At 53.1% G+C, this 23,408-nt stretch carries 19 protein-coding genes, 1 tRNA gene and 1 pseudogene; 12 read left to right on the plus strand and 9 right to left on the minus strand.

Features of this window, described 5'->3' with window-relative positions; translation table 11 throughout:
- The first annotated feature begins 236 nt into the window (after positions 1-236).
- Both VN12_RS21725 and VN12_RS21730 read left to right on the plus strand, forming a co-directional pair.
- On the plus strand, positions 237-1,220 hold the full coding sequence (locus VN12_RS21725; protein WP_146678768.1) for an SHD1 domain-containing protein: 984 nt from the start codon (positions 237-239) through the stop codon (positions 1,218-1,220).
- A gap of 1,220 nt (positions 1,221-2,440) precedes the next feature.
- The gene (locus tag VN12_RS21730; protein WP_146678769.1) at positions 2,441-2,626 is read left to right on the plus strand and encodes a ribbon-helix-helix domain-containing protein; all 186 of its coding nucleotides are present in this window, start codon (positions 2,441-2,443) and stop codon (positions 2,624-2,626) included.
- Positions 2,627-3,242: 616 nt separating this feature from the next.
- Here the strand turns inward: VN12_RS21730 and VN12_RS21735 are convergent.
- A pseudogene (locus tag VN12_RS21735) lies at positions 3,243-4,529 on the minus strand (IS256 family transposase).
- A 103-nt stretch (positions 4,530-4,632) separates the two neighbouring features.
- Complete coding sequence (locus tag VN12_RS21740; protein ID WP_146678770.1) at positions 4,633-4,992, minus strand: hypothetical protein; 360 nt, start codon at positions 4,990-4,992, stop codon at positions 4,633-4,635.
- A gap of 169 nt (positions 4,993-5,161) precedes the next feature.
- Here VN12_RS21740 and VN12_RS21745 point away from each other — a divergent pair, with 169 nt between their 5' ends.
- The 4 genes from VN12_RS21745 to VN12_RS21760 all read left to right on the plus strand — a co-directional run bounded on the left by VN12_RS21745 (position 5,162) and on the right by VN12_RS21760 (position 10,132).
- Positions 5,162-5,422 (plus strand): hypothetical protein, encoded by a 261-nt coding sequence (locus VN12_RS21745; RefSeq protein WP_146678771.1) that lies wholly within the window; start codon positions 5,162-5,164, stop codon positions 5,420-5,422.
- Positions 5,423-6,708: 1,286 nt separating this feature from the next.
- A complete protein-coding gene (locus VN12_RS21750) occupies positions 6,709-7,842 on the plus strand; it encodes a DUF1559 domain-containing protein (protein ID WP_146678772.1) in 1,134 nt (377 codons plus the stop codon).
- Positions 7,843-7,892: 50 nt separating this feature from the next.
- Positions 7,893-8,675, plus strand: coding sequence for a DUF4198 domain-containing protein (locus tag VN12_RS21755; RefSeq protein WP_146678773.1), 783 nt, complete (start codon positions 7,893-7,895; stop codon positions 8,673-8,675).
- Between the two features lie 119 nt (positions 8,676-8,794).
- The gene (locus VN12_RS21760; RefSeq protein WP_146678774.1) at positions 8,795-10,132 is read left to right on the plus strand and encodes a PQQ-binding-like beta-propeller repeat protein; all 1,338 of its coding nucleotides are present in this window, start codon (positions 8,795-8,797) and stop codon (positions 10,130-10,132) included.
- A gap of 280 nt (positions 10,133-10,412) precedes the next feature.
- On the opposite strand, the gene VN12_RS21765 is transcribed toward VN12_RS21760, so the two are convergent.
- On the minus strand, positions 10,413-11,219 hold the full coding sequence (locus VN12_RS21765; protein WP_409994263.1) for a hypothetical protein: 807 nt from the start codon (positions 11,217-11,219) through the stop codon (positions 10,413-10,415).
- 409 nt (positions 11,220-11,628) lie between these two features.
- On the opposite strand from VN12_RS21765, the gene VN12_RS21770 reads away from it, so the two are divergent.
- The gene (locus tag VN12_RS21770) at positions 11,629-11,826 is read left to right on the plus strand and encodes a hypothetical protein (protein WP_146678776.1); all 198 of its coding nucleotides are present in this window, start codon (positions 11,629-11,631) and stop codon (positions 11,824-11,826) included.
- 147 nt (positions 11,827-11,973) lie between these two features.
- On the opposite strand, the gene VN12_RS21775 is transcribed toward VN12_RS21770, so the two are convergent.
- The 4 genes from VN12_RS21775 to VN12_RS21790 form a co-directional block, all read right to left on the minus strand.
- A tRNA-Ser gene (locus VN12_RS21775) sits at positions 11,974-12,062 on the minus strand.
- A gap of 93 nt (positions 12,063-12,155) precedes the next feature.
- Positions 12,156-13,697, minus strand: a complete 1,542-nt coding sequence (locus VN12_RS21780) for a glycine betaine ABC transporter substrate-binding protein (RefSeq protein WP_146678777.1) — start codon at positions 13,695-13,697, stop codon at positions 12,156-12,158.
- Entirely contained in the window at positions 13,694-14,425 is a 732-nt protein-coding gene (locus tag VN12_RS21785) for an ATP-binding cassette domain-containing protein (RefSeq protein ID WP_146678778.1), read from the minus strand. The genes VN12_RS21780 and VN12_RS21785 overlap by 4 nt, the downstream gene beginning before the upstream one ends.
- Before the next feature lie 51 nt (positions 14,426-14,476).
- The gene (locus VN12_RS21790) at positions 14,477-15,565 is read right to left on the minus strand and encodes a lysophospholipid acyltransferase family protein (RefSeq protein ID WP_168164562.1); all 1,089 of its coding nucleotides are present in this window, start codon (positions 15,563-15,565) and stop codon (positions 14,477-14,479) included.
- A 288-nt stretch (positions 15,566-15,853) separates the two neighbouring features.
- Between VN12_RS21790 and VN12_RS21795 the strand changes: the two genes are divergently transcribed.
- The 3 genes from VN12_RS21795 to VN12_RS21805 are packed head-to-tail and all read left to right on the plus strand — an operon-like array spanning position 15,854 to position 18,842.
- On the plus strand, positions 15,854-16,852 hold the full coding sequence (locus VN12_RS21795; RefSeq protein WP_146678780.1) for a DUF3299 domain-containing protein: 999 nt from the start codon (positions 15,854-15,856) through the stop codon (positions 16,850-16,852).
- A complete protein-coding gene (locus VN12_RS21800) occupies positions 16,849-17,727 on the plus strand; it encodes a phosphoribosylaminoimidazolesuccinocarboxamide synthase (RefSeq protein WP_146678781.1) in 879 nt (292 codons plus the stop codon). Before VN12_RS21795 ends, VN12_RS21800 begins: the two co-directional genes overlap by 4 nt.
- A gap of 59 nt (positions 17,728-17,786) precedes the next feature.
- A complete protein-coding gene (locus VN12_RS21805; protein WP_168164563.1) occupies positions 17,787-18,842 on the plus strand; it encodes a sugar phosphate isomerase/epimerase family protein in 1,056 nt (351 codons plus the stop codon).
- 31 nt (positions 18,843-18,873) lie between these two features.
- On the opposite strand, the gene VN12_RS21810 is transcribed toward VN12_RS21805, so the two are convergent.
- Positions 18,874-19,506 carry a LuxR C-terminal-related transcriptional regulator gene (locus VN12_RS21810; RefSeq protein ID WP_168164564.1) on the minus strand — a complete coding sequence of 211 codons (633 nt, stop codon included), beginning with the start codon at positions 19,504-19,506 and terminating at the stop codon, positions 18,874-18,876.
- A gap of 74 nt (positions 19,507-19,580) precedes the next feature.
- Positions 19,581-20,702: an alpha/beta hydrolase family protein gene (locus VN12_RS21815; RefSeq protein WP_168164565.1), complete on the minus strand. Its 1,122-nt coding sequence runs from the start codon at positions 20,700-20,702 to the stop codon at positions 19,581-19,583.
- A 121-nt stretch (positions 20,703-20,823) separates the two neighbouring features.
- Between VN12_RS21815 and VN12_RS21820 the strand changes: the two genes are divergently transcribed.
- Together VN12_RS21820 and VN12_RS21825 are read left to right on the plus strand one after the other, a co-directional pair.
- Positions 20,824-21,450 (plus strand): hypothetical protein, encoded by a 627-nt coding sequence (locus VN12_RS21820; RefSeq protein ID WP_146678785.1) that lies wholly within the window; start codon positions 20,824-20,826, stop codon positions 21,448-21,450.
- Positions 21,451-21,838: 388 nt separating this feature from the next.
- Positions 21,839-23,386, plus strand: coding sequence for a Mur ligase family protein (locus tag VN12_RS21825; protein ID WP_146678786.1), 1,548 nt, complete (start codon positions 21,839-21,841; stop codon positions 23,384-23,386).
- Positions 23,387-23,408: the final 22 nt, after the last annotated feature.

The following is a 23,408-nucleotide window of genomic DNA, read 5'->3' on the forward strand; positions in this document are numbered from 1 at the left end:
TTCGCTTCGACTGAAGTCAAGCGTTTTGCGTCTAGTCGATTGGTGTTTTCGCTCGAGTCTCGAGATACGTTGCACCGACTTCCGACTTGAGCCTCGGGCCACACTTGCAAATCGCTTGGTTGTTTACAAGTGCTCTATGTGCTTAGTATATTCTTGCGGAACACACGACGGGGCGAACCGTCTGAGCGCAACAAACATATTCAAAAAGACGAATACTTTTCCCGAGGAGAATTCACATGCATCGAATCGCTTTCTTACTGTTACTACCAATTGCTTCAATCGCATATGCTCAGGAAAAATTCGGCGGCAGTGAAATCATTGCTTCTCAGAATGTAGACCAGCCTAATAATTTTACCGCAGAAACACCTTATGGAGAGATCACGATAGTAGTCAAAAGCCCTATCGTTTATCTTCCTAAAAGCGGAAAGACAGGAATCACGAGCTTTGCGAAAGTGGGTTTGATGAAGGATGGGAAAGATGTCGACCAGACAAATGGCTTTTTTGATACAAAACCGAAGCCAATCAAGGTTCGCATCGGAGAATCTGAAGCATATACGAAAAACACAATTGGCGAAGTTGCCGAATTGGTTTTCTCCAAACCAGGATCAGTTCAGTTAATTGTCGTTCTGGGTGATGATACTATTGTAGTCCCAATCGAGGTAGTGCAGCTCCCATTTGAAGTTGGCATGGAGAGCGATATTGTCATCGAAGAGCTGGGATTCCCATCTTCTAAGACAACACATTTTGTTAAATGGCCGAAAAATGAATTTGTTGAGGGTGTTTTCTACTCGGTTTCTGCAACAGAGTCGATAATTTCATTCGAGCACTGGAAATACAAAGACCTGCCGCATTGCATAATTGCAGTCGATGAAAACAAAATAAAGGGTATAAATTCTGTCTGCATAGATCCTACCGATCCAGTTCTGTTTCCCGAGGCCTACCGCCAAGCAATACTTGAGAGTTATTCTAAAAAAGATGCTCCAGCCGCTCCGGAGAAAGCTCATGAAGAAGCACGCGAAGAAAGATTAGAAGATTACCGAATTTGGAGCGACCGTAAGGGTAACAAGGTCGAGGCAAAATTTATTCGTTACTCTGACTCAAAGGTTACGCTCGAGACTAAAGATAAAAGGCGGATTGATGTTCGAATTAATCAGCTTGTTGAGGCTGATGCGACACTTGCCAAAAAATTTAATTCCGAGATTAGAAGCAGAATAAAATAGGTAGTTAGAAATTTTGTAAAACGAGGGCGAAGCGATGTTTTCTTAGCATAGTAAATTTGCGTTGATTCGTCATCAAAGGGAGTGAAGCGATGGTGAAGGCAAGAAGTAAATGACTCGCGAGAAGTGAGGGGATTTCAAGCTTAAGCGTGCGTCAGCACTAGTCGCTGCGGATTGCGTGTCGTCTTGAATTCGATTGTGGTTTTGGGTAGCGGCGGCAATGGATGCTGCCGCGCTCAACCGATGGAACACTGAACATGTCGCGAGATACTCCCAAAGCCCAGCAATGGGATTCACGCTTCTATCGCTTTCGACGATCAAGTCTCGGTATCTCTCGGTACTGCTAAAACGAGAAGATCAATTTGCAAGTCTTCAGTTATCTCCCAAAGACTCCTGCAAATGCCTTGTTCTTTGCAGGGCGATGCCACACTCTTCACAAGCATCGAGCTCAGCCAATGCAAATACATGTCGGTCTACGGAAATGCTTTCTTTATGGTTCTTACACAGCTCCGAAACTCGCTTTTGATGGTCTCGGTATGTAGGCGACTTCGCCGTATACAAGTAATCGTCCCGAATCCCTTCGGTTGCGTAACCAATCGATAGGTTCTGCGGTCGAGTTGCCTTGGCCGACGTTTTCGAGGTTTACCTCGTTGGCTTTTAGGGCGATACGAGGGCTGCCAAAAATGGAAGAGAAAATCGTCGTCGAGTGCCCCTTGGCAGTGGTTTACAATACTCCTGTCGTAGCCAGTCGTGCGCAGACGAAAGAGCAGGCGTTGCGACTCGCTCAGGTGTGTGATGCTGCGACGCTGTACAGCATCGCTCGGACTGAATCATGCGTAGCTAAAGGCTGTCTTAACGAACCGATCTCGCTCTCAGCCGCGCCATAAATGGGTCCGTCCTTTGCAAGGAGGTTTTCGGGCCTACCGTGATCTACGATGTCGAACTCAACGATTTTTTAAATTGCGACCTCTCGGATTATCCGGGGGGCATGCCCGTCAGCTAATTCTCGACGCTGATTTGGGCACGCAGCAAAAACTGGCTGGTGTGGACGGCAAAGTCTAGAGGTGCCATCGCAAGTGCAGCCCCCACATTGCCGCGCGTTTCAGTGGCATCATAAAACGTTTTTCCTGCTCGAGACTAATTGCCGGAAGGGCAATTTCGGGGGATTGCTAAGTGCATCACTGTGATGTACAACGATGCGGTCAACTGTGGGAGAAAAACGAATGCTCAGCGAAAAAAACTCGCGTCGAAAACCGTCCGTAAGGACAACCGTCAGCATTCCACGGGACAATTACTCCGAACTGGAAGTCATGGCAGAACAACAAAAGGTGTCGGTTGCCTGGGTGGTCCGTCGCGCTGTCGATGAGTACCTGCAGCGTCGGGGCCCACTGCTGCAGCAGCAAAAATGACAAGAACGCGTACGATCAACCGCGAACTGAGAAAGATCTCATCACGAAGGGATGTAACTCATGGCAAAGAGCGCCAAAATAGCCGATGAGGTAATAATTTCAATTAAACGCAAGACAAAGCGATCCTGGTTGCAGCTTCGTAGAGGGTGTGAGGACCTACTCGGGGAGGCCACTTCCCACAGCACCCGCATGGTTGGTGCATCATCCCGGTCCTTCGCAAGGAAGGTCGCGGAGGAAACCAATTGCTCTTACCAGGACATCATAAAATGGCTCGACAAGAATGAACTTGGGCTCGACTAGGCGATTCCGTCGGTATATGGAGACGAGCCAACTGCGGGGTGCCCAGAGCAATCGAGAAATACAAGACACCTACGAAAACCCATACGATTTACTAGTTGAAGGAACGTCTGGCACCAAGGACCGTTGCTAGTGTTCAAGAGTGCCGTCTTTCTCAAAGCCCAAAAAAGCAGGCTATACCGGAGACGAGAAAAGCTCATGCTGAATAGGTGATGTAGCCGGACCCTTCCAATTAAGGATAATTGCAAACACAAGACTCGGAGTTTACCGCAAATACCGGAAGGAGGTATTGTCAATTGTTGTGTTCTAGGATTTGGAGTTAGGCGGCAACCTGCAGGATTCCATTTACGAATTTCTTTTCTTCGAGCAGCGATACGATGTGCTGATGACCATCGAGTCGCCTTCATTTCTTTACAGCTGCTTCGGCAAGCTTGAACATCATCACCAAGCTCGCTTGACGCGTTCCGCTTCCCTTCGTCTTGCGATGCCCTAACCGTATCGTTGAAAAGGTGGACTCAATCGGACTGGTCGTGCGAAGGTGCTTCCAGTGCTCAGCAGGGAAGTCATAAAATACCAGGAGCTCTTCCTTGTCTTTGGAAAGACATTCCCATGCCTTCGGGTATTTCGCTTTGTACATTTCTCCGAAGCGATCAAACGCCTTGTAAGCATTCTCTCGTGTCTCTGCCATCCAAATTTCGTGGAGGGCTTCCTTGGCACGCGGCTGTGCACTTTTGGGGAGGTTGTTCAAGACGTTGCCGCTCTTGTGGAACCAGCAACGCTGCTCTCGTATCTTGGAAAACACTTTGCGTACGGCGGCCCAAAAGCCCAACGCTCCATCACCGATGGCAAGCTGCGGTTCCACCGTGAGGCCGCGGCTTTTAAGGTCGCTGAGAAGTTCCATCCAGCTTGATTCGCTTTCCCGATATCCATCCCTCACGGCAATCAGCTCCTTCTCTCCTTCCGCAGTTGCCCCCATCAAGAACAAGAGGCATTGCCTTTGATTTTCTTGGTCTTCCAATCGAACGTTGACATGGATGCCATCTGCCCAGATGTATGCGTAACGCCTTTCCGAGAGATCACGGCTGCTCCACGTTTCATACTCTTTCGACCAAGCTTTCTTCAAGCGAACGATTGTCGAGGCGTTCACCGAATCCACGGGAGCGCCCGTCAAAGATTGCAAGGCTTCCGAGAAATCGCCGGTGGCAATGCCTTTGAGGTAATGCCAGGGAATGAGCTCATCGATCGCCTTCGATCGACGAAGGTAGGGAGGAAGGATGCTGGAGGAGAATCGAACGCGATCATCTGCCTCGGGTGATTTATCGCGAACACGAGGCTGTTGGATTTCGAGAGTTCCTGCACCCGTCACCAACTCGCGGGAAGGTAAGTATCCGTTTCGGACGACTTGTCGCCTTCCCTCATCGTCGACCTTGTTCGAATGCCGTTCGAGGAACGCTTCGACCTCGTTTTCCAAAGCAGCTTGCAGCATCCGTCTCGCCCCGTCTTGGATGATTTGGTCAAGGACGCTTCTGGCGTTCTCAACAGGTCCAAACTTCAAAACTTCGTTCCCACCCACTGGTTCAGAAGCATCGAGTATCTTATTTGTCATCTCGGCATACTCCTTGTGCCCTCGTTGGGCCGCTAGTGAAACTTGACATTTACACCAGCAGGATACGCCACCTTTTTCTCAATTCACAGAACCCAACATTTGGTTATATCTCCGTCGGAACTGGGTGCCAGGACTGAAGGTTCCCATGACCAGTCATCAGGTCCTTCCACCATTTCGCGGTCGTGAGCACGCTGGAGGATTTCCAGGACCTTTGCGTCTTGACCGTTCCCTCGCGCGACTTGCTCATCGACTGGAGCATTCCATCGATCTCATCGGTTTGAAAGAGCATACACGGTGAGAGATACAAAGCGTCTTGGATCCCTTCCTCGACGAGAATCCCTTCTGCAAGGTCAAGACGCAGAAAAACTCGTTGAAGGTCAATGAATTCGTAACTCGCGAGATAGTCGACAAGCTGATGAAGAAGGCCAATCCCGTTTTGAGAGTCATCTTGGGGCTTAGTCATTACAGTGTTTTTTTAACCACGGACGACACGGAATACACGGAATAGAAACCAGGGATGGGAGTGGACTTATTTCCGTGTGTTCGGCGTGTTCCGTGGTTCTTTGATCCTAGGGGACATAAGAGAACTCGTGGTCGCCGTTCTGCAGTATCACGCAGCAGCGAACACAGCCATGGGCAGGAAGAACGCGAACCTACGCTACGAGTTGTTGCGGCTTCTGCGACGCGCCGGCGTTTCGGGTTGGCCACGATTGTTTCATTCCATGCGAGCAAGCCGGCAGGCAGAACTGCAACGAGAGTTTCCGCTGCATGTGGTTTGTAGCTGGCTCGGCAACTCGCCACGCATCGCACAGCAGAGTTACTCGCTGGTTACTGAGGATGATTTTGCGAGAGCGGCTGGAGCAAAGAAGGTGATGGCTGTAAAGCAGATTTGAATGATCATACAAATAGCTCCAAGCATTTACGAGCTGAATTAGCGTTTGGGCTATGATTCGCTTTGCACTGCTCTCTCAAGGGTCAGCTAGAAAAGTCGGCTCGAATGGAGAGAAATTGGCTTGGTTCGAAACCAGTTCAGTTGCGAATCGCACTTCAGGTCGGTAGATATTGTCGAATTCTCGGACAAAATGTCGCAGATCGCATCTTCGGCGTGACATCGCGAAACTTGCCCGCTAAACTTAGCGTGTGGAGAGTGGTCCGGCGGTTGACCTTCTAGGAAGCGTGTGAAACGCAATGTTCTTGGCTGAAAGGCAGATTGGCCCGACACGCCGTAAGTTTCTCTTATGGGTGATGGCCGCGTTATATACTTTTGCTTCGCTGCCACTTCCTTTCTGCACGACACAGCAGTCCTTTGAGTCGGCAACAGACCCAACTCCGTATCCGTGCCAGGGTGGGGCGTGTGGTTGCCGGGATGCTAAAACCTGCTGGACGAACTGTTGTTGTAGAACTCCCGAAGAGAGATCGGAGTGGGCAGCTGAAAATGGTATTGAGCCGCCGATCTACGCGATTGTCGCTAATTGGGAGGAGCACGGGAAAGATCGATTGTTGGTGCGTACAGTACAGATCGATGCGTCAGCAACGTCCTGCCCCCCCCGAAAGCGATCATGTTGCTCCGGAGCAACGGAGAAGGATTCATATTGCGGGTCGGATGCGTCTTGTGGTGACAGCGTAAGGTCCTGTTGCAAGGCTAAGCCGAATCAAAATAGAAAGGCTCTGTCGAAACAATCAAGGTGGATTGTTTTCATGGAAGCCGCTAAGTGTCGCGGATTGAGTTTCGACGTGACCAAACTTTCTGTGAGCGACATTTCTATTCCATTTGCCCTCATCGAGGATGCATCTGGTTTTGAACGGCAGCTTCCCCGCATGCAATCTTTAGCGGAAGTTCACATGGACGTCCCTCATCCACCTCCGCGTTCTAATGTCGCGTAGTCTGATTCGCTGTTGGATTCTCGCGCCGATACTCTTTCGCGTTCGGTTCGTGATGCGGACCTATATTCAGCAAATGCAGGGATAGTTTCCCTCGTTGGTTCGCCGCTATACAGCACGAGTCTAAGTGTAGAGTGTCCGGCCCGTACTGGCACGCTTTTGTATCGATTCGTCGGATCAATCTCCAACTTGAAACGGCGAACAAGCAAAAGCGTGCTTAGCACGTGCCGTTAGATCTCTCGCAAGGCTTGTGCGCATCGACATTTAACATTCTAAACATCATCCCCAACTGATCATTATGGAACAAAGATTCAAAGTTAACCTAGGCTTGCCCTTTTTTCGGGCTGTTCTTTCCGGAAGAAAGTCCAGCAAGTATCGATTTGCTTTCACCTTGGTAGAACTTCTCGTCGTCATTGCAATTATCGGCATTCTGGTCGGTCTATTGCTGCCGGCTGTCCAAGCAGCGCGCGAAGCTGCTCGTCGCATGAGTTGTTCGAACAATCTCAAGCAGATGGCTTTGGCAACGCACAATTACGAGTCGGCATTCCGTCAGTTGCCATCCCTCTACGGGATCAACTCCGGAAACGCAGGAAACTTTTCGGTGCAAGCTGCGCTCTTGCCTTTCTATGAGCAAGGAAACTTGTTTTCGCAGCTCGACTTTTCTCAGCGAATGCAAAACGGTTGTTGCCCGGGGACGTTGACTCCCGCATTTGTCGAGCCAGCTCGGACCGTCATGCCAATTCTTTCTTGCCCGAGCGACAATGGACCATCGATTTTCGAAGTTGTCACGCTGAGTGGTTCTGGACCACTCAATCAATATGCAGGCAACAACTATCACATGAATCTGGGCTCAGGGGTCGGGACCAACTACGACTCTCGATTGATGACCGACGGAATACTTTGGACCAATGCCAAAGTTCGTTTTGGTTCAATAAGTGATGGATTGAGTAATACGGCTGCCTTCGCAGAGTCGCTACGAGGACTTGCTCCCACAAATGTTTCTGCTCCCACATCGCGAAACGACAAGATTCGGACGATGGTGAATGTCGCCTGTGTCTGGCGTTCGTCGACAACTCCCCCTACCGTCGCAGGACTTGCGAATGGCTTTTTAGCACCCGACGACCCTGCGGGCTATGAAGCTCAAGTCGTTGGTATGTCTCGGGGGTACAACGGACAACGAGGGGGGGGATGGATTCACGGACGAGAGTATTACGGCGCCTACAACCACTACCTGCCACCCAATTCCGCCTGGATGGATATGAACACATGCGGTTACGGTATCTTTGGAGCGAGAAGCAATCACACCGGGGGAGTTCAAGTCGCTCGCTGCGACGGAAGCGTCAGCTTCATCTCTCAGAACTTAGATCTCCGCGCGTGGCGGGCACTTGGAACTCGGTCCGCCGGCGAAGTGTTGGCCGGTATCGATGAATAGTCAACGAATAAGAAACTTTAAAAGCACAATCAGACGACGGGAGAATGGAAATGAAAAAGTTGTTTTTGGCAGTTTGGTTGATGGTAAGTGGAGCGGTTCCTTTTGCCGGCGCGCATGATACTTGGGTCCAAAGCGGTCCGTTGGTTGCTCGCTATCAAGATGTCGTGCACATCGATTTGATGCTTGGCAATCATGGAAACAACCACCGGGATTTCAAGCTTGCGAGCAAGATTACGCTCGACCCTTGCACTCTCGAGCTGATTCAGCCGGATGGCTCCAAAATGGATCTCAAAGGCTCAGCGATCGACATGGGGTCTGCTCCGAAAGAAGGGTTTTGGAGCTCTCGATTTGTGACGAAGCAATTAGGTGTCCATCAAGTGGTCCACACGCTCGACATGTTGCACGGAACAACACGAGCGATCAAGACGGGGAAAACGTATTTTATCGCGTCGAATTCTTTCGGGTCTGTCCCCAAAGCGGGATCGGACCAGATTCAACCACTTAACAAGGGACTGGAACTCGTTCTGGAGGGATCGCTGGAGTCCATCGCGGCCAATCGCGACGTAAAGCTCCGTGTGCTTTGGCATGGCAAGCCTCTTCCTCAGGCGGACGTCGCATTCGTACCTCGAGGAGCCACATTGGCAGAAGGTAAGGACTCGACGTACGAGAAGACATCGGATGCCAACGGATTCGTTTCGTTCCGTCCAATGGAAGGGAATTATCTTCTGGCTGTCGTCCATCACGTTGCGACGGATGAAAGGGGAGAGGGATACGACAAGACCCACTACGGCGCTACGTTGGTTTTGCCGATCCCGCATGTACCACTTCAATAGAAAATGATCCATTCGGACCTTTCGTATCGGTAGTCTCTCATGAGCCGCAGTACAGTGACTGCGGCTCGCTGATGGTGATTTTTATCATTCCAAATTGACCAATCTTGTAGTGGTGCAACATGCATTTTAGATATTTTCTGATAGGTATTCTTTCGCTCTCCGGGAGCCTGCTTGGTCAGGACCCGCGCTGGCCAGCATTCCTGGGTGCTGGAAGTACTCCTCCCGAAGCTGCTCTACTGCCGATAGTATGGAGCCCCGAGCAAAGCATTGCATGGAAGATGGCGCTGAAGGGGCATGGCCAATCGAGCCCCATTTTGTGGGAAAAGAGAATCTTCGTGACGACAGTGGATGGTCCAAACAAAGAGCGACAGTTGGTCCATTGCATGAGCCTGCAAGACGGACAAATCCTTTGGACCCATGAAGTCCCAAACGAAAATCCTGTGAAAAACAGCGTCTACGTCAGTCGAGCTGCACCGACGCCCGTTGTCGATGCCGATCGCGTCGTTGTGTTCTTTGAAAGCGGCGATTGCATTGCTGTCGATCACCAGGGAGAGAATCTGTGGTCCAGGAACTTGAGCAAAGACTATGGCCCCTTCATTGCAGAGTTTGGCTTGGGCGCATCGCCTTGTCAGAATGCAGATCATGTTTTTGTTTTGATGGAGCATGATGCCCCAGGAGCGTTGGTTGCACTTTCGAAGAAAACCGGGCAAACGGTTTGGAAAGCAGAGCGTGCAGCAGGTCGATCCTGGAGTTCGCCTGCATACTTCAAGATTGACGGAATCGAACAAGTAGTCGTCAGTTCGAATGGTTCTGTGATGTCTTACGATTGTGCGACTGGAAAAGTACTTTGGGAGCTAACGGGATTGGGTGGTAATACCAATGTATCCCCCATCGACAATGGAAGCGGTCGCTTCTTGATCGGAGCATCTCCCGGTCGGCAAGGCGAAAATGCCGAATCCGCCAAGAAATCGAACGGTATGGTTCAAGTAAAGAAGGTTGATGGGGTTTGGAAGCCAGAACTGGTATGGTGGAACGACAAAGTAAGTCCTACATGGGGCTCCCCAATCATCCACCAGGACTTAGCCTATTGGGTGAATCGCGTCGGTGTGGTCCATTGTCTGGACACAAAAGATGGCGAAGTGGTTTACACCGGTCGTCTAAAACAGGCTTGCTGGGCTACCCCAATTGCTATCGACGATCGCATCTACTTCTTTGGTAAAGAAGGAATCACTACGGTAATCCAAGCCGGGCGAGCCTTCAAGATTCTTGCAGAGAACACCCTCTTCGACTTGGAAACCCTACCACCAGAGACAACCACCCTTGGCGAGGAAGGCACAGAGGAACGTCGCCGGGCAGCCGCGATGCTCAGCGGTCCGACCCTCTATGGTTCCGCCCTCGCAGGCTCGACGATGATCGCTAGGATTGGTAATCAAGTCTTCGCGATGCGAAGCGAATGATGGAAGGATAGGCATTCTATACAGGGTGCTGTTACGCTTGTTGCGACGAGCCGGTGTTTCGGGCTGGCTACGATTGTTCCATTCGATGCGGGTCAGCCGACAGACGGAACTGCAACGCGAGTTTCCTTTACATGTGGTTTGCTCTTGGTTGGGTAACTCGCCTCGGATTACTCAACAGAGCTACACTTGTTGGTTACCGAGGATGATTTTGCTAGAGCCGCTGGCGTGGCGAAGGTGATGGTGAAGGGGTGAAAAGAAAGATGGTGATGGAAACGCATAGCTATGAACTCTTTGAACCGCAGTTGCGGACCGGCTCTGCTGCAGCGACTGATTCGGATTGGACCATCTCGGCTGAAATATGAACCATTGGTCCATCTTGCTGCAGTTGAAAACCCATTCTGAGATTGTTGCTGATGGCCTGCTTGGTTTCAAACTCTGCGAGGACCAGTTCTGGGAACGGATCGGCTGCATCCGCTGGCCTGTACCGAACGAGCTTAGCCTCGGAAAGAGGAATGTTTTCATGCTTCCACCGCAGTCTCAGGGGTAACGAGATTGATTTGACCTGACGGTTACCTTTTTGGGTTAAGAGCAGCAATTTGTCGGACGGGATGATGTTGACCTTAAAGAAATGGTCCTTGTTATCACAGGGCACTTGATAGAAGATTTTCATCTGATCATCAGCGCGAAGCCAGATGTCATTGAGTGACAACGGCTCGTCACCTGGTCCACGGAAGATGCGATGGGCGGATAGTAAATCTGACCCCACGTTTGGGAACGTCGTCTCCGATGGCTCATCGCCTTGCTCGGCCAAGAAGACAATATCTGGAGGTCCGGTAAGCTCGCAGTCTTTGAAAACGTGAACCATGCCTATTAACGGCATCCAGCTCTTAATGTCCTCCTCTGTGATCTCGTCAAGAATGCGTAGATCAATTGCGTTCTCACAGGCGATACGTCTGGCTTCCGATGAGAATCCCGATGCAGCCACAGCAATGGTTTTTGCCGCACCGATGTTCTTTTTCTTCGCCGCAAGTTGTTCGATCCAAGTTACATCTTGCACTGAAACGCGGTCACGGCACTCTACCGTCAAAAGGATTTCCGCACTGCCGACCCGAGTGCGGATTGACACGTCTACCTCTCGGGACGTACCAGTTGTAATGCAAGGAATGACGTCAGGTGACTTGACGGTCACGTGTTCGCCAGCCAGTGCATGCTCGATGCGGCTAACCAGCTTTTCGAAGCTTCGCCAAGCAGGCGTTGTCATTCAGCATCTCCACGCAATAGCCGTCTCTGGCTCGGATTGATTTTCGATAGATGGGCCTACCTGAAGTCTGCAACAATGCAGCCAATTAACCAAGACAGCAAAAAGTTAGGTTTAACGATACCGGAAGACCACGAGCGTGCCAACTTTTAGATCGGGTGATAGGCTGTGCGTTCTATTCTCACCGCCACTGCAGTTCAAAACATTGATCCCCTAGTTCGAATCCTGCACCACCACTATGAAACCACGAGTTATCCCTGGGAAAGCGGAAGTTTTGAGACGACTCTGGCGACTCACAAGGCGACTCACCAAAGGGCAAGGCAGCGAACAAGACGACGCAGCACCTGCAGGCATGGATCGGCACGGAAGCCAAAGGAGCTACCTAGAAATCCAAAAAACCCTGGGGATATGCTCCGACGAGAAAGTGGAGCAGTAGATAGGAGATCGATGCGAAAAAAGAGCGATTTCTACAGACACCGATCCAAGTAGCGTCAGGGGGGGAAGAACGCTCAACGCGCCGATCCGGTGCTCTTTTTTCTCATCTCTTTGTAACGACTGGCCCAATTAGGGCCAGTCGTTACAACGGAGAGGACAGGATTCGAACCTGCGGTAAGGAGTTAACCCTACGCCGAATTAGCAATCCGGTGCTTTAGACCACTCAGCCACCTCTCCAATACAGGCGTATTGTGCCGAATTCTGCGCCCGATGCAAGCTCGGTTTGGGGGCATTTCTGCTCCTTGCTCGTCGCCACCCGCCAACCCACCGCTACCGCAGCCGCAGCCCTGGCGAAACAAACCGTTTTTCGACAAACGAAAACGCATATTGCACCAAAACGGCCATCGCTGCCGCCGGTATCGCCCCTTGCAAAATCAGCGGCAAACTCATCAACCGAATTCCCGTCAAAATCGGAGCTCCATATCCCCCCGCCCCAATCAACGCTCCAATTGTCGCCGTCCCTACGTTGATCACCGCCGCCGTCTTGATCCCTGCCAAGATCGAGGGCATCGCAAGCGGGATCTCGACCAACTTCAATCGCGCCGCTGGCGGCAATCCCAACACCACCGCCGACTCCATCGTGTTGGTTGGGATCTGCGTCAAACCGGAATACGTGTTCCGCACAATCGGTAACAAACTGTAAAAGAACAACGCCGCAATCGCCGGCAATGCCCCCAAGCCAAAGATCGGGATCATGAACACCAGCAGCGCCATTGAAGGCAACGTCTGTACCACACTCACCACCCCCAAAATCACATTCCCAAAATGCTCGTTCTTCGCCGAGAGTGTTCCCAACGGAACGGCACACATAATCGCCAGCAACAATGATATGGCCACCAACAGCACGTGCTCCCGTGTTGTCTTGATCAATCGCTGCACCATTCGAGCGAACTGATCCTTTCTCCCCACCTCCAGCATGGGCGCATCAAGCTGCATCACTTCGTTCAAAAAACTCGCAGCCACGTTGCTCTCCAGCTCTCGATCCAACCGGACCTTGGCCGACATTGCAGACATCGTTTTGGAATCGAGCTTGCCTACCAATTCCAAAATCTTTGCGGCGATAGGTGGATTGCGGTCGGCAAACTCTTGACGCATCAAGATGACCGCATAGTAAGTAGGGAAGTATCCCAAGTCGTCTTCTAGAACCCGTAGTTTATAGAAGTCAATCTCCGCATCGGTCGTGTATATATCGGTGACATCGATGGCTCCCTTTTCCAGCCCTCGATAAGCAAGGTTGTGGTCCATGGTTTTGATGCGGAAATCAGGGAATCGATACTTCTCAGCGAGTTGTTTCCAGCCATCTTGCCGCTCCATAAATTCATCGCTGATACCAATCTCCAGCTTGGGATGATTTCGTAGATCGCTGATTCTGGTAATCCCAAGCCTAGCCGCATCCGCCTCTCGCATTCCCAAGGCATAGGTATTATTAAATCCCAGTCGATCCGACATAAGGATCCCCTTTTTGGCCATCGCTTCCCGCATGTCTTGCTCGCTGCGGATCGTATTTCCCTCGGGAATCGCATCCGACAAAAGCTCTTCTCGAATGGTACCTGTGTAGTCAACATAGGCATCGACATCCCCTGCTTGCAACGCTTTCCAGAGGACTTGTGTCCCTCCCAACTCCGCTTTGTGTTCGCAGCGAGCGCCGGTCGAGCGCGCGAGATGGGCCAGGCATTCACCTAGCAAAACCGATTCCGTGAAGCCCTTGGACCCTACTTTGACCTCCGTCTCGGCGCGGGTTGTCGGAGCGAGGAGTAGAGAAACGAGGAAAGCCAAATTCATGGTGATCCGACGGACTGCGACTTGCATCATGCACCTGGGATTCGTTGGGCGTTGATAAAGCGGGTTACATAATCATTGGCGGGTTTGTGGATCAAGTCGTCCAGCACTCCGTCTTGAACGATTTGACCATCGGAGAGAAGCAACACACGATCGCCGAAAAATCCAGCTTCTCCCATGTCGTGGGTTACCATGATGGATGTCTTTTTCAGAGTTTGAAAAATCCCCCGAAGGTCTTCTTGGAGATCATACCGCACCAGAGGATCGAGGGCCCCCATCGGTTCGTCTAGAAGAATCACGGGGGGATCCATCATCAGCGCTCGCATGATTCCAACTCGCTGTCTTTGCCCCCCTGACATCTGAAGCGGATAACGATCGAGCGCGATACGAGGGAGACGGGTCAAATCCGCTAACTCCTGCACGCGGGCATTGATTCGCTCGGCCCCCCAACCCAAATGCTGAGCGAGAATCCCGACATTCTGTTTCGCTGTCAGGTGAGGAAAGAGCCCGCCATCTTGGATGACGTATCCCATTCGTTGTCTCAGGTGCAGTACATTGTTTTGATTCAAGATTTGACCGTCAAACTCGATGGTCCCTGAATCGGCCGGAATCAGGCCGATGAGAACGCGGAGCAAGGTGCTTTTGCCACAACCGCTGGGCCCGATCAAGACGGTCGACTCGCCCGTTCGAAACGTCAGTGTCGTAGGTTGTAGGACTTGATGATCGCCAAAGGATTTACTGACGTTGCTTAATGTAAACATAGATCGGATGGGGGGATCTGTGAGGACGTGGGGATCTGTGAGAGGGTGCGGTCAAGGTGTAGGCGTGGCGTTGAGCGAATCGAGCAAAGTTTGAACGCGATGCTGCATTTCGGCTGTCAACGTCGATGCACTGCTCGATTTGCTCGAGTTTTTGTCCAACCAGATCGGGGTGTCGAACTGCACGGTGACCCGTTTGGCGCCGTGCACAGTGGGATAGGCACAGCCGAGAACGTCTTCCTCTAATTTATCGACCGTTTCTACCAAGCGTTCGATCGAATCGGCGTCTCCGAGATACGTGCCTGGGTAGCTGTAGAGCTGTGTTGCCATGAACATTTTGTTCATGTCTTCGTCCCATTCGCGCCGCGCACGCTCTGTCGCGGTGGTTCGTTGGGACTCGCGTTGCTGGATGATCGCTTGCCGTACCCCTTTGATCCGTTCCGGAGGGAGGGTGTCCTTTTTTGCGATCGAGTATTTGGCCTCGCATTCGTTCAAGAGAGCGAGCATGAGGCCTTGGATGCGAGCGCGAAGGGATCCTTGTTGCGTCGTATTCAAGTATTCGGTTTCTTTGAGGGCCAGCAAACCTTCGGCGATATGGAGCACGCGTTCTCGGAGGGAGCGGTGCGCTTTCTCGGTCCAGTGCAGAGACCGTTCGATTCGGCTGACAGTTTGTTGAAGGCTGGAAGTGGGGTCATCGAGGTACCACCGTTTGATCGCGACGGGAATGACAGCCACCGGGCGATCCGATTTTTTGGCTGCCATCAGCGCCATCGCTGCGGCACCTTCGCGAAACGGAGTGACCCGATCATTGGTGTGATAGATGTCCCCTTCTGGGAAGACCACAAGCGGATTGGTACGCGTCTTGAGAATATCGACGGCGGTCTTCAATGCTTGCATGTCCGTTCCTTCTCGGTCGACGCTAAAGCAGCCGCATCGCTGCATCGATTCGCGTGTGAATCGAGAACTGACCTCGAAGACTTGCCAAGCCGTCATGAAATAGAATGGGACACGCAGTTGTTCGGCCGCGCGGAGCAAGCAATAGGAGTCCCAGTGGAACGAGTGGTTCGGTGCTAGCAAGATTCCTGCATTTCGATCGACCGCTCGGGCGATCGCGTCGCAGCCGAGGAGTGTGATATCGGTCATTTTTTGGCTTCGAAGATCTCGGTCTCGAAACCATTTGCAGAGACGGAACCACCAGGGCGTAAGTTTCGGCGGCCAATGTTCGCAAGGCACGCCATAGGGCTGTTCGTTCATTGTCGATTCGTGCGTGATAAGGAAATAGACGAAAGTTATTGTAGTCGCGTCGAGACCTACTGTTGGCATCCGAGCTAGAAATCGGAGGGGCGAGCCTAGCAAGGGGCATGGTAAGAGAGGTAAGATGATCGGTTGCACGATGGGCTTCCCCCTTCCCAAAACCCTCACAGGAAAACGATGACCCAATCTTCGACCGGATGCAGTCGGTGGATACGCTCTCTGCAATCGAGCCGCAAAACCATTCCAGTTCTCGGCCAACCCGGGATGGGTGGCCAGCGTCGGATTGCGTGCGCCTTGGCCGCCTTGGCGTTGCTGTCGATTGTCGGCTGCGAGCCCACCAAAACGCAGAACGAGATCTCGGGGAGTGGGACAGCTACCGATACGACATCGCAGGAGCTCGCGACCTCCGAGGCTACTGCTCAACCTCCTTCGCCACCGGAACCTCCCATCCCCGAACCTGCTCCCGTGCGATCGAGCGGCCAGGAACCAATCGGGGGCGCGGAACCAACTGGTGACGCTGGCTCCTCGGATGGAAAAGCGGTTCCGAAAGAGGCTATTCTGGAGAAGGCGGATGAGACGGTGCCACAGGCTCCGTCTTCCGAACCGGCGCGGACTTCCGAACCAGCGACTTCTTCCGATTCCAGCAGCGAAACGGCTTCTACCGGCCAAGGGGCTGCATCTCCTCGCAACCGATTTCTACCCCCAAATCGCAATCCTCAGACAGCGAATCCATCAGCCAAGACGGCGCAGGCAACGGTCGAGGATCGCAAAGCGCGCGAGGCTGCCAAGAAGCGAGGGGAAATCACCTTCGATGATCTCAAGTTCGAGATGGAGAAGGGGGCAGAATTCAAGAACGACATGTTGGGGAGTTCGAACTGGGAACTCCACGAAAAAGTATGGAAGATACGAGGGTTTATTCTCCCTACCACGCTTTTTAGTCAGACCGGGATCACCGAATTCGTATTGGTTCGGGACAATCAAGAGTGTTGTTTTGGACCTGGTGCCGCGCTGTACGATTGTATCATTGTTAAGATGGTCCCCGGTAAAACCATCAATTACACCACGCGCGTGGTCAGTGTGAAGGGAAAATTGGAAATCGACACTGAGTCGTTCCAGTATCCTGACGATGGTGGCCACTACGCCGTTTACAAAATGACCGCAGAAGAGGTGAAATGAGCCGCGTCGTCCTTCAAACCAATTTGCCCTTTCCTCGCCGGCAGGGGAAAGTGCGCGATGTTTACGATCTGGATGATCGACTATTGATTGTGAGTACCGATCGCATCAGTGCGTTCGATTGGGTGATGCCCAACGGTATTCCCGACAAGGGAAAGGTGCTCACGCAACTTAGTTTGTTCTGGTTCGATGTCCTCGGCGTGGACCATCACTTCCTTAGTTCCGAGCTCCCGGACGAAGTAAGAGCGCACGATCCTGAGCAATTGCTCGTCGGTCGCAGCATGGTCGTCAAAAAAGCCAAGGTGGTCCCATTCGAATGCGTGGTCCGGGGATATTTGGAAGGGAGTGGCTGGAAGGACTATCAAGCGACGGGGCAAGTTTGCGGAATCAATCTTCCCGCTGGATTGAAGCAGTGCGATCGACTCCCTGAACCGTTGTTCACCCCCTCCACCAAAGCGCAGGAAGGACATGATCAAAATGTTTCCCTTGATTACATGGCCAATGCGATCGGTGAAGGCTTGGCGACGGAACTGAAAACCAAGACGCTTCAGGTTTATCAAAAGGGGACCGAGATTGCTCGTTCCCGGGGCATTATCATCGCCGATACCAAACTGGAATGGGGCTGCTGCCACGAGCAACTCATCTTGGTCGATGAAGTCCTCACGCCGGATAGTTCTCGTTTTTGGCCGCTCGATGGTTGGGAGCCAGGGCGTCCTCAAGCTTCATTCGACAAACAATTCGTCCGCGAATATCTCATGAGCACGACATGGGATCGCAACAGTCCCCCGCCGGTTCTACCGGACGCCATCGTCGAGCAAACACGCCAGCGATACATCGAGGCTTGCGAACGCATTACCCAGAAGACATTCGCTCCATAGCCATTCCTCGAACCCTTTTTCTCTCCAACCTACCCTCCGATTCCCAAGAGAGACCCACCATGCAACATGAATCCCGATCCGAAATCGAAACTACTCCATCGTACCCCGACTCCGGATCCTGCTTATCAGCCGGCTCCAGGTCGGAATCGCTCTCCGGTGCACCGGGTCGTTCCGGATTGCCCCGACGCGGTTTTTTGGGTGCGGCTGCGGTCGCAACCGCATTGGTTGCTGCTCCGGCGCGAGGAGCTATGGTAGCCGAAGTGCCGAAGACGATAGTGCCGCCGGAAGGGAAGCGAGTGTTGCTATCGTGCAAGCTCGGGATGATTGCAAAAAAAGCAGGTGGAAAAGAATTGAGCTTGGTCGAGCGGCTCAAGATGGCGGCGGACGCTGGATTTGATGGCGTCGATTTTGATGAAGCGGGGGCATACACGGTCGAGCAAGCGAAGGCGGCGGTATGGGAGGCGGGAGTCTTTTGCCACAACGCCATCAACCATGCCCATTGGCAAGCCACGCTGACGAACCAAGATCCCGCGATTCGTGCGAAGGGAGTTGCGAACATCGAGCATTGTATTCGCGTTTCGCATGCCATCGGAGGATCCGGCGTGTTGATCGTGATCGGTAAAGGGGAGGATGGAACTCCCCAAGAGTGCGACGAGCGCGCTTCCAGCGAGATCCGCAAACTGATCCCGCTTGCAGCGTCCCTTGGACAGCCGATATTGATCGAGAATGTTTGGAACAAGATCCATTACGATCACGACAAGCCACCCGAGCAATCGGCCGAACGATTTGTCAAGTTCGTCGATAGTTTCAACAGCCGTTGGGTTGGGATGTATTACGACATCGGCAACCATTGGAAGTATGGGCAGCCTCGCGAATGGCTTCGCCAGTTCGGCCATCGAGCGGTGAAGCTTGATGTGAAGGGTTTTAGCCGCGCGAAGAACAAATTTGTCGACATCACTTCCGAAGACGACGATTTGCCTTGGGGAGAGGTGCAGGCGGGACTCAAGGAGATCGGCTTCGCCGGATGGGCGACCGCAGAAGTGGGTGGTGGTGACGTCGAGCGGTTGACGATTGTCCGGAAGCAGATGGAAAAGGCATTTGGCCTCGTCGGCTAGCGAGGTCCTGGTGCATCGCGCGATGCGAGGGCTAGACGATATTTTGTCGTACGGCCCAAATGGCGGCTTGGGTTCGATCTCCGGCACCTAACTTTCGAAAGAGGTGCTGGATATGTTCCTTCACCGTTTCAAAACTGATGCCGAGCGATTGGGCAATTTCGCGATTGGAGCAACCGGCCGCGATCTTCTTGAGCACTTCGGCTTCGCGGGCGGTGATGGGGACATCGGTTTCGACGAACGCCTTCGCGGTTCCCAGGCCACAGCTCATCCGTTTGAGTTCCTCTTTGGTCCAGAGCGATTCACCCGATGCCGCCGAACGCATCGCGTTTAGGAGCTGCTCGGGCGAGGTGGATTTCGAGATGATTCCATTGGCCCCGATCGAATAGATCCTGGCGATGTGCGTGGCGTTTTCCGTATTGGTGAGAAACAGAATATTCTGTCGGGATTGTTCGAGCTTTAGCTTCGCCAACCAGGGAAGCACATCCACATTGCCCACGCGGATATCGGTTAGGATCAAGTCGAATGCGTTGTTCGCGGCATGGGATTGCGCTTCGCTGAGCGAGGCAGCGTCTGCAGCGACGACGATGTCGGTCTCCGCTACGGTTGCTCGGATTCCGAGCCGGGTGACTTCTTGGGAATCGATCAGCAAAATTTGAATAGGCATAAGTGGGACGTTGGGCGAGGGCGGTGAAGCAAGACGAGATGGATAGATTTTGATCGAGTGTATCGGCCTTCGCCCTACTCCGCCAAGTAGGTTTCCAGCCATTCGATGGTTCTTTCTAGGCTCGATTCGGGGACGGCATGCCCGAGCCCGTGATTGAAAAGACCTAGTCGTTTCTCGGCATGGAAGACCTCGTAAGCGGGCTTGGCAGCGGCGAGATACGGGACGCTCTCGATGCCGTCCGAGGCGTTTCCGCCGATGACGAGAAAGGGTCGGGGGGCGATGCAAGCGACCAATTGGTGGTGATCGCGAGGGAAGCCAGGAGTTTTGCAGGGTGCACCGAGATACCAATCTGCTTCCCAATTTGACTGTGCGATACCGATGCCTCCTTCGCTGCTGACCGATGCTCGGATCCGTTCGTCGAAGGCGGCGAGGTAGAGGACCTCCTTAGCCCCGAGGGAATGGCCGACAGCTCCGATCCGTTTAGGATCCACACCTTCGACCGATAGGAGGGCATCGACGGCGCGGATGGAATCGTAAAGCATCCGAGCCATCCCTTTCCTATCGCCATTGCGACTTAAGAATTGCTTCGCTTCGCCGACCGCATCCAGTTTGGTGTTATGAATCCAAAGGTAATTGCGAGGGGAGAAAGTGATGAAGCCACGACGCGCTAGGTGGAGCGCATAAGCCTTGCGAAGCTCATCTTCGGTGGGTGCATTTCCTTTATTTGGATCCCCCAGCCCGACGCATTGCCTGATCGAGTGTTGGACGGTGGAGTGGAAAACGACGACCGCCGGGCTGAAGGACGGAAGGTCTTCGCGTGCGAGGATATAGGCTTCCACGAATTGGCCTGGTTCGGTTTCGTAGCGGACAAGCCGACGCAAGAGGCCTTCATCGACCCGTTCGGTTTCCAGCACCTCCATAGCGGGTGGCGTGCGCGCGTCAGAGAGGTCGAACGCTCCGAGATACCGTTGCCAGTCCCGGAGCGTACGTTCGCGGAATCTCTTGAAATCGTCTTCGGAAGACAAGGATGGAATGGGGGCCAGGGTGGGGAGAGGTTTCGAAGCCCCGTTCTGAACGGCGGGAATGGCGACTTGAACATCGGCCAGCCAGGAAACATCCTGTGCACTTGACCGGCTTGTCTCGCAGGGAGGGATAAGGAATCCGAGAAGGCCGAAGAGGAGTTTGGCTTTTCTCATTGGTCGCATCTCGTTATGTTTCCGGTGGTGGGTTGAAGGTTTGCGGGATGGGCTGGAGGGCTCCTGACGGAGGCTGTCGGCCGCATTGCTGCAACAGCGACTAGTGGGATTCTAACCTAGCGTGGGGGCGAGATTGAAGCTTGTTGTCTTAAAGATCGGCGGATCGATTCTTTTTTCTGAGAAGTCGCTTTCTGAACAAGTCGATGCGCTCCAAAAAGAGTATCGGGGTTGCCAAGTCTTTGTGGTTGTCGGAGGGGGAGAAATTGTAGAAGCGATGCGGCAGTTGCATCGGTTGCGACCCGAGCTGGATATGGGCTGGATTCATTGGGAATGTGTGCGATTGTTGGATAGTACCTTTGCTATAAGCAGGCAGATGGTGACAACCTGGGAGCCTGTCACCACGTCCACGCAATTGTCGGCACTGCTAGTCAGCGGAAGAGAGGGTGTTTATTTGGTACGGATTCAGTCGTTTTACAACGAGAGAACGCCGGCTGAAATGGAGATCGCAGAAGTGCGGCCGGCGGAGTCTTGGGATACGACAACCGATGCACTGGCTTGGTATTTGGCTTGGAGAATCTCAGCAGAGGAAGTGTGCTTGCTGAAGAGCTGTCCATGGCCAGAGGGGGCGGCAGTGGAAATGGAGCAGCTTGAGAGGCTGGCGGAGGTCGGTGTGGTGGACCGGGAGTTGCCGAGGCTGGCAAGGCTTTCACCGGGTATACGAATCTACATACGAAGCACCGCGACATAGTAAGCGCTCTCCGAGCGAGGCAGTGTACCAGCTCTCGGAGTGGTGTGAAGGTAGTAACCGCTCTCGGTGCGGTGTTTAGTTTGTTGGTGATCGATGCGCTGAAAGCGGACTGGAACACCGTTTGGAAAACCGTCAATACGGAAAAGATGCAGCCGAGGTGCAGGGGGTTGTTTGCTAGCATTGCTTGCGGTTGTTTTTTCTTGGGCTTCTAGATGGTGCAGCCGGGTGTTTCGGCTTGACCTGTCGTGCGACATCGATCACGTTGAGCATGTTGCGGTTGGAGGGGAACCCAGTCCCTGACAACGATCGAAACTCCAGGATGGAGGCCTTCGGTCCAGCAGCATTGGAATGATTTACGGACATTGAATTTGGGCAAGGAGGCCTTTCTATGAGTCGTTGCGCACCCAGCCACGGTATTTCGCTTCGTGAGGTGTTTCCCCATGCTCAGATCTTGGGCGCTTCCGATGTGCAGTGTGGGTCTTGCCATGCCGATGCAGAGACGATGCAGCCCGGTGGGGTTTTGTTCGCAGGAGCCGGGGACTCGCTCGATTTGGCTCGCGAGGTATTGGAAGCGGTATCGCGAGGAGCGTCGGCGATCGTGACCGAGCAGTTCCTTCCTTCTCCCATTCCTCAATGTATTGTTTCAGATGTTCATGAGGCGCTTTCATGCGCAGCCAATGCGGTGGCAGGTCATCCGAGCCGCAAGGTGTTGACGATCGGAGTCGTCGGTACCCATGGCAAGACGACCGCAGCCCTGCTGACCGCTTCGATGCTCAAGCATGTTGGGAATCGGGTTGGATATCACTGCACCCTCGGGGGGAGCAACGGCGCGGAGTCCGGGATGAGGTGTGTCGCGGATGCCAGCGCCATCGATTTGGCGCAATTCGCAGCTGCGTCGGTTGAGAATGGATGCCCCGCGATGGTCGTCGAGATCACCGACGAAATGTTACTTTCGCGCGCCACATCAGGTTGGGAATTCGACGTGTTGCTCTTTACGAGTTTGCGGAAGAGCCAGCGGCTCGACAAATTGCGATCGCGAGGAGTAGAAAATGCGTTGCAGCGATTGATGGGACAAGTCAAGAAGCACGGTGTGATTGTTTACAACGCGGACGATGCTCGCCTGCATCGTTGGATCGAGCGATACCAGCCGCATGCGATTGGATATGGATTGGACGCCGCGTGCGACGTTATGGGCAAGCGGAAGGAGCGAGGGGCGAACCATCAATCGTTGATGATCCAGATGGGGCGTGCGATTGCACCGGTGAACACGAAATTGTTAGGGGATCCGAGCGCACGTCATATTCTCGGGGCCGCAGCGATTGGATATGCCTTTGGATTGGAGGTCGATGAAATCATCGGAGGCATTGAGCGATTGCAACGGGTTCCAGGCAGAATGCAATGCATACCGAGCCCCCATCGCCGCGTCACAATCGACTTGGCCGATCAAGCGGACCGCTTGGCCGTTTCCATGCATAGTCTTTCCTGCCATAGCGATGCTCCGATCGTTTGCGTGGCAGAGGTTCCCGAGGCAGCAACCGCCGAGCAATTGATGGCTTATGGGAAGGTGTTGGAACGCGTGGCGTCGAAGGTAATTCTCACTCAGTCGCGTGAATCGACTCTCAGTGGGCAGCGATCTCTATGGCATGTCCTCGACGGGTGCGACGTGCCGGCATCCATTGAAATCGTTCCCAATCGCGAGACCGCGATCGAGCTAGCGATTCGCTCCAGCAAGCCGACCGATCAAATCTTGTTGGCGGGCTGGGGTTCGGGGCGCTGGACAACCAACCGGAGCGAGGAGTCCAAGTCGGATATCGACGTGGCCGAGCGAGTCCTACGAGAGTTAGGGGATGATCGCGATCCGACACCAGCAGCAAGTGTGGCCGAGAACGCAGAGGCTGCTCAGCGACCCGTCTTAAAGATCTACGATGCCGCCTAAAGGACTGCCTTGCAATCCCGCG

The organism is Pirellula sp. SH-Sr6A (genome assembly GCF_001610875.1).
Classification (GTDB): Bacteria; Planctomycetota; Planctomycetia; order Pirellulales; family Pirellulaceae; genus JBKCUI01.

What these genes read in the sequence shown, in the direction of transcription:
- VN12_RS21795 (WP_146678780.1), top strand. Translation starts at nt 15,854, where the DNA reads ATGACCCAATCTTCGACCGGATGCAGTCGGTGGATACGCTCTCTGCAA.
- VN12_RS21800 (WP_146678781.1), top strand. Translation starts at nt 16,849, where the DNA reads ATGAGCCGCGTCGTCCTTCAAACCAATTTGCCCTTTCCTCGCCGGCAG.
- VN12_RS21805 (WP_168164563.1), top strand. Translation starts at nt 17,787, where the DNA reads ATGCAACATGAATCCCGATCCGAAATCGAAACTACTCCATCGTACCCC.
- VN12_RS21740 (WP_146678770.1), bottom strand. Translation starts at nt 4,992, where the DNA reads ATGACTAAGCCCCAAGATGACTCTCAAAACGGGATTGGCCTTCTTCAT.
- VN12_RS21790 (WP_168164562.1), bottom strand. Translation starts at nt 15,565, where the DNA reads ATGACCGATATCACACTCCTCGGCTGCGACGCGATCGCCCGAGCGGTC.
- VN12_RS21815 (WP_168164565.1), bottom strand. Translation starts at nt 20,702, where the DNA reads ATGAGAAAAGCCAAACTCCTCTTCGGCCTTCTCGGATTCCTTATCCCT.
- VN12_RS21725 (WP_146678768.1), top strand. Translation starts at nt 237, where the DNA reads ATGCATCGAATCGCTTTCTTACTGTTACTACCAATTGCTTCAATCGCA.
- VN12_RS21810 (WP_168164564.1), bottom strand. Translation starts at nt 19,506, where the DNA reads ATGCCTATTCAAATTTTGCTGATCGATTCCCAAGAAGTCACCCGGCTC.
- VN12_RS21755 (WP_146678773.1), top strand. Translation starts at nt 7,893, where the DNA reads ATGAAAAAGTTGTTTTTGGCAGTTTGGTTGATGGTAAGTGGAGCGGTT.
- VN12_RS21760 (WP_146678774.1), top strand. Translation starts at nt 8,795, where the DNA reads ATGCATTTTAGATATTTTCTGATAGGTATTCTTTCGCTCTCCGGGAGC.
- VN12_RS21825 (WP_146678786.1), top strand. Translation starts at nt 21,839, where the DNA reads ATGAGTCGTTGCGCACCCAGCCACGGTATTTCGCTTCGTGAGGTGTTT.
- VN12_RS21745 (WP_146678771.1), top strand. Translation starts at nt 5,162, where the DNA reads ATGGGCAGGAAGAACGCGAACCTACGCTACGAGTTGTTGCGGCTTCTG.
- VN12_RS21730 (WP_146678769.1), top strand. Translation starts at nt 2,441, where the DNA reads ATGCTCAGCGAAAAAAACTCGCGTCGAAAACCGTCCGTAAGGACAACC.
- VN12_RS21750 (WP_146678772.1), top strand. Translation starts at nt 6,709, where the DNA reads ATGGAACAAAGATTCAAAGTTAACCTAGGCTTGCCCTTTTTTCGGGCT.
- VN12_RS21780 (WP_146678777.1), bottom strand. Translation starts at nt 13,697, where the DNA reads ATGATGCAAGTCGCAGTCCGTCGGATCACCATGAATTTGGCTTTCCTC.
- VN12_RS21770 (WP_146678776.1), top strand. Translation starts at nt 11,629, where the DNA reads ATGAAACCACGAGTTATCCCTGGGAAAGCGGAAGTTTTGAGACGACTC.
- VN12_RS21785 (WP_146678778.1), bottom strand. Translation starts at nt 14,425, where the DNA reads ATGTTTACATTAAGCAACGTCAGTAAATCCTTTGGCGATCATCAAGTC.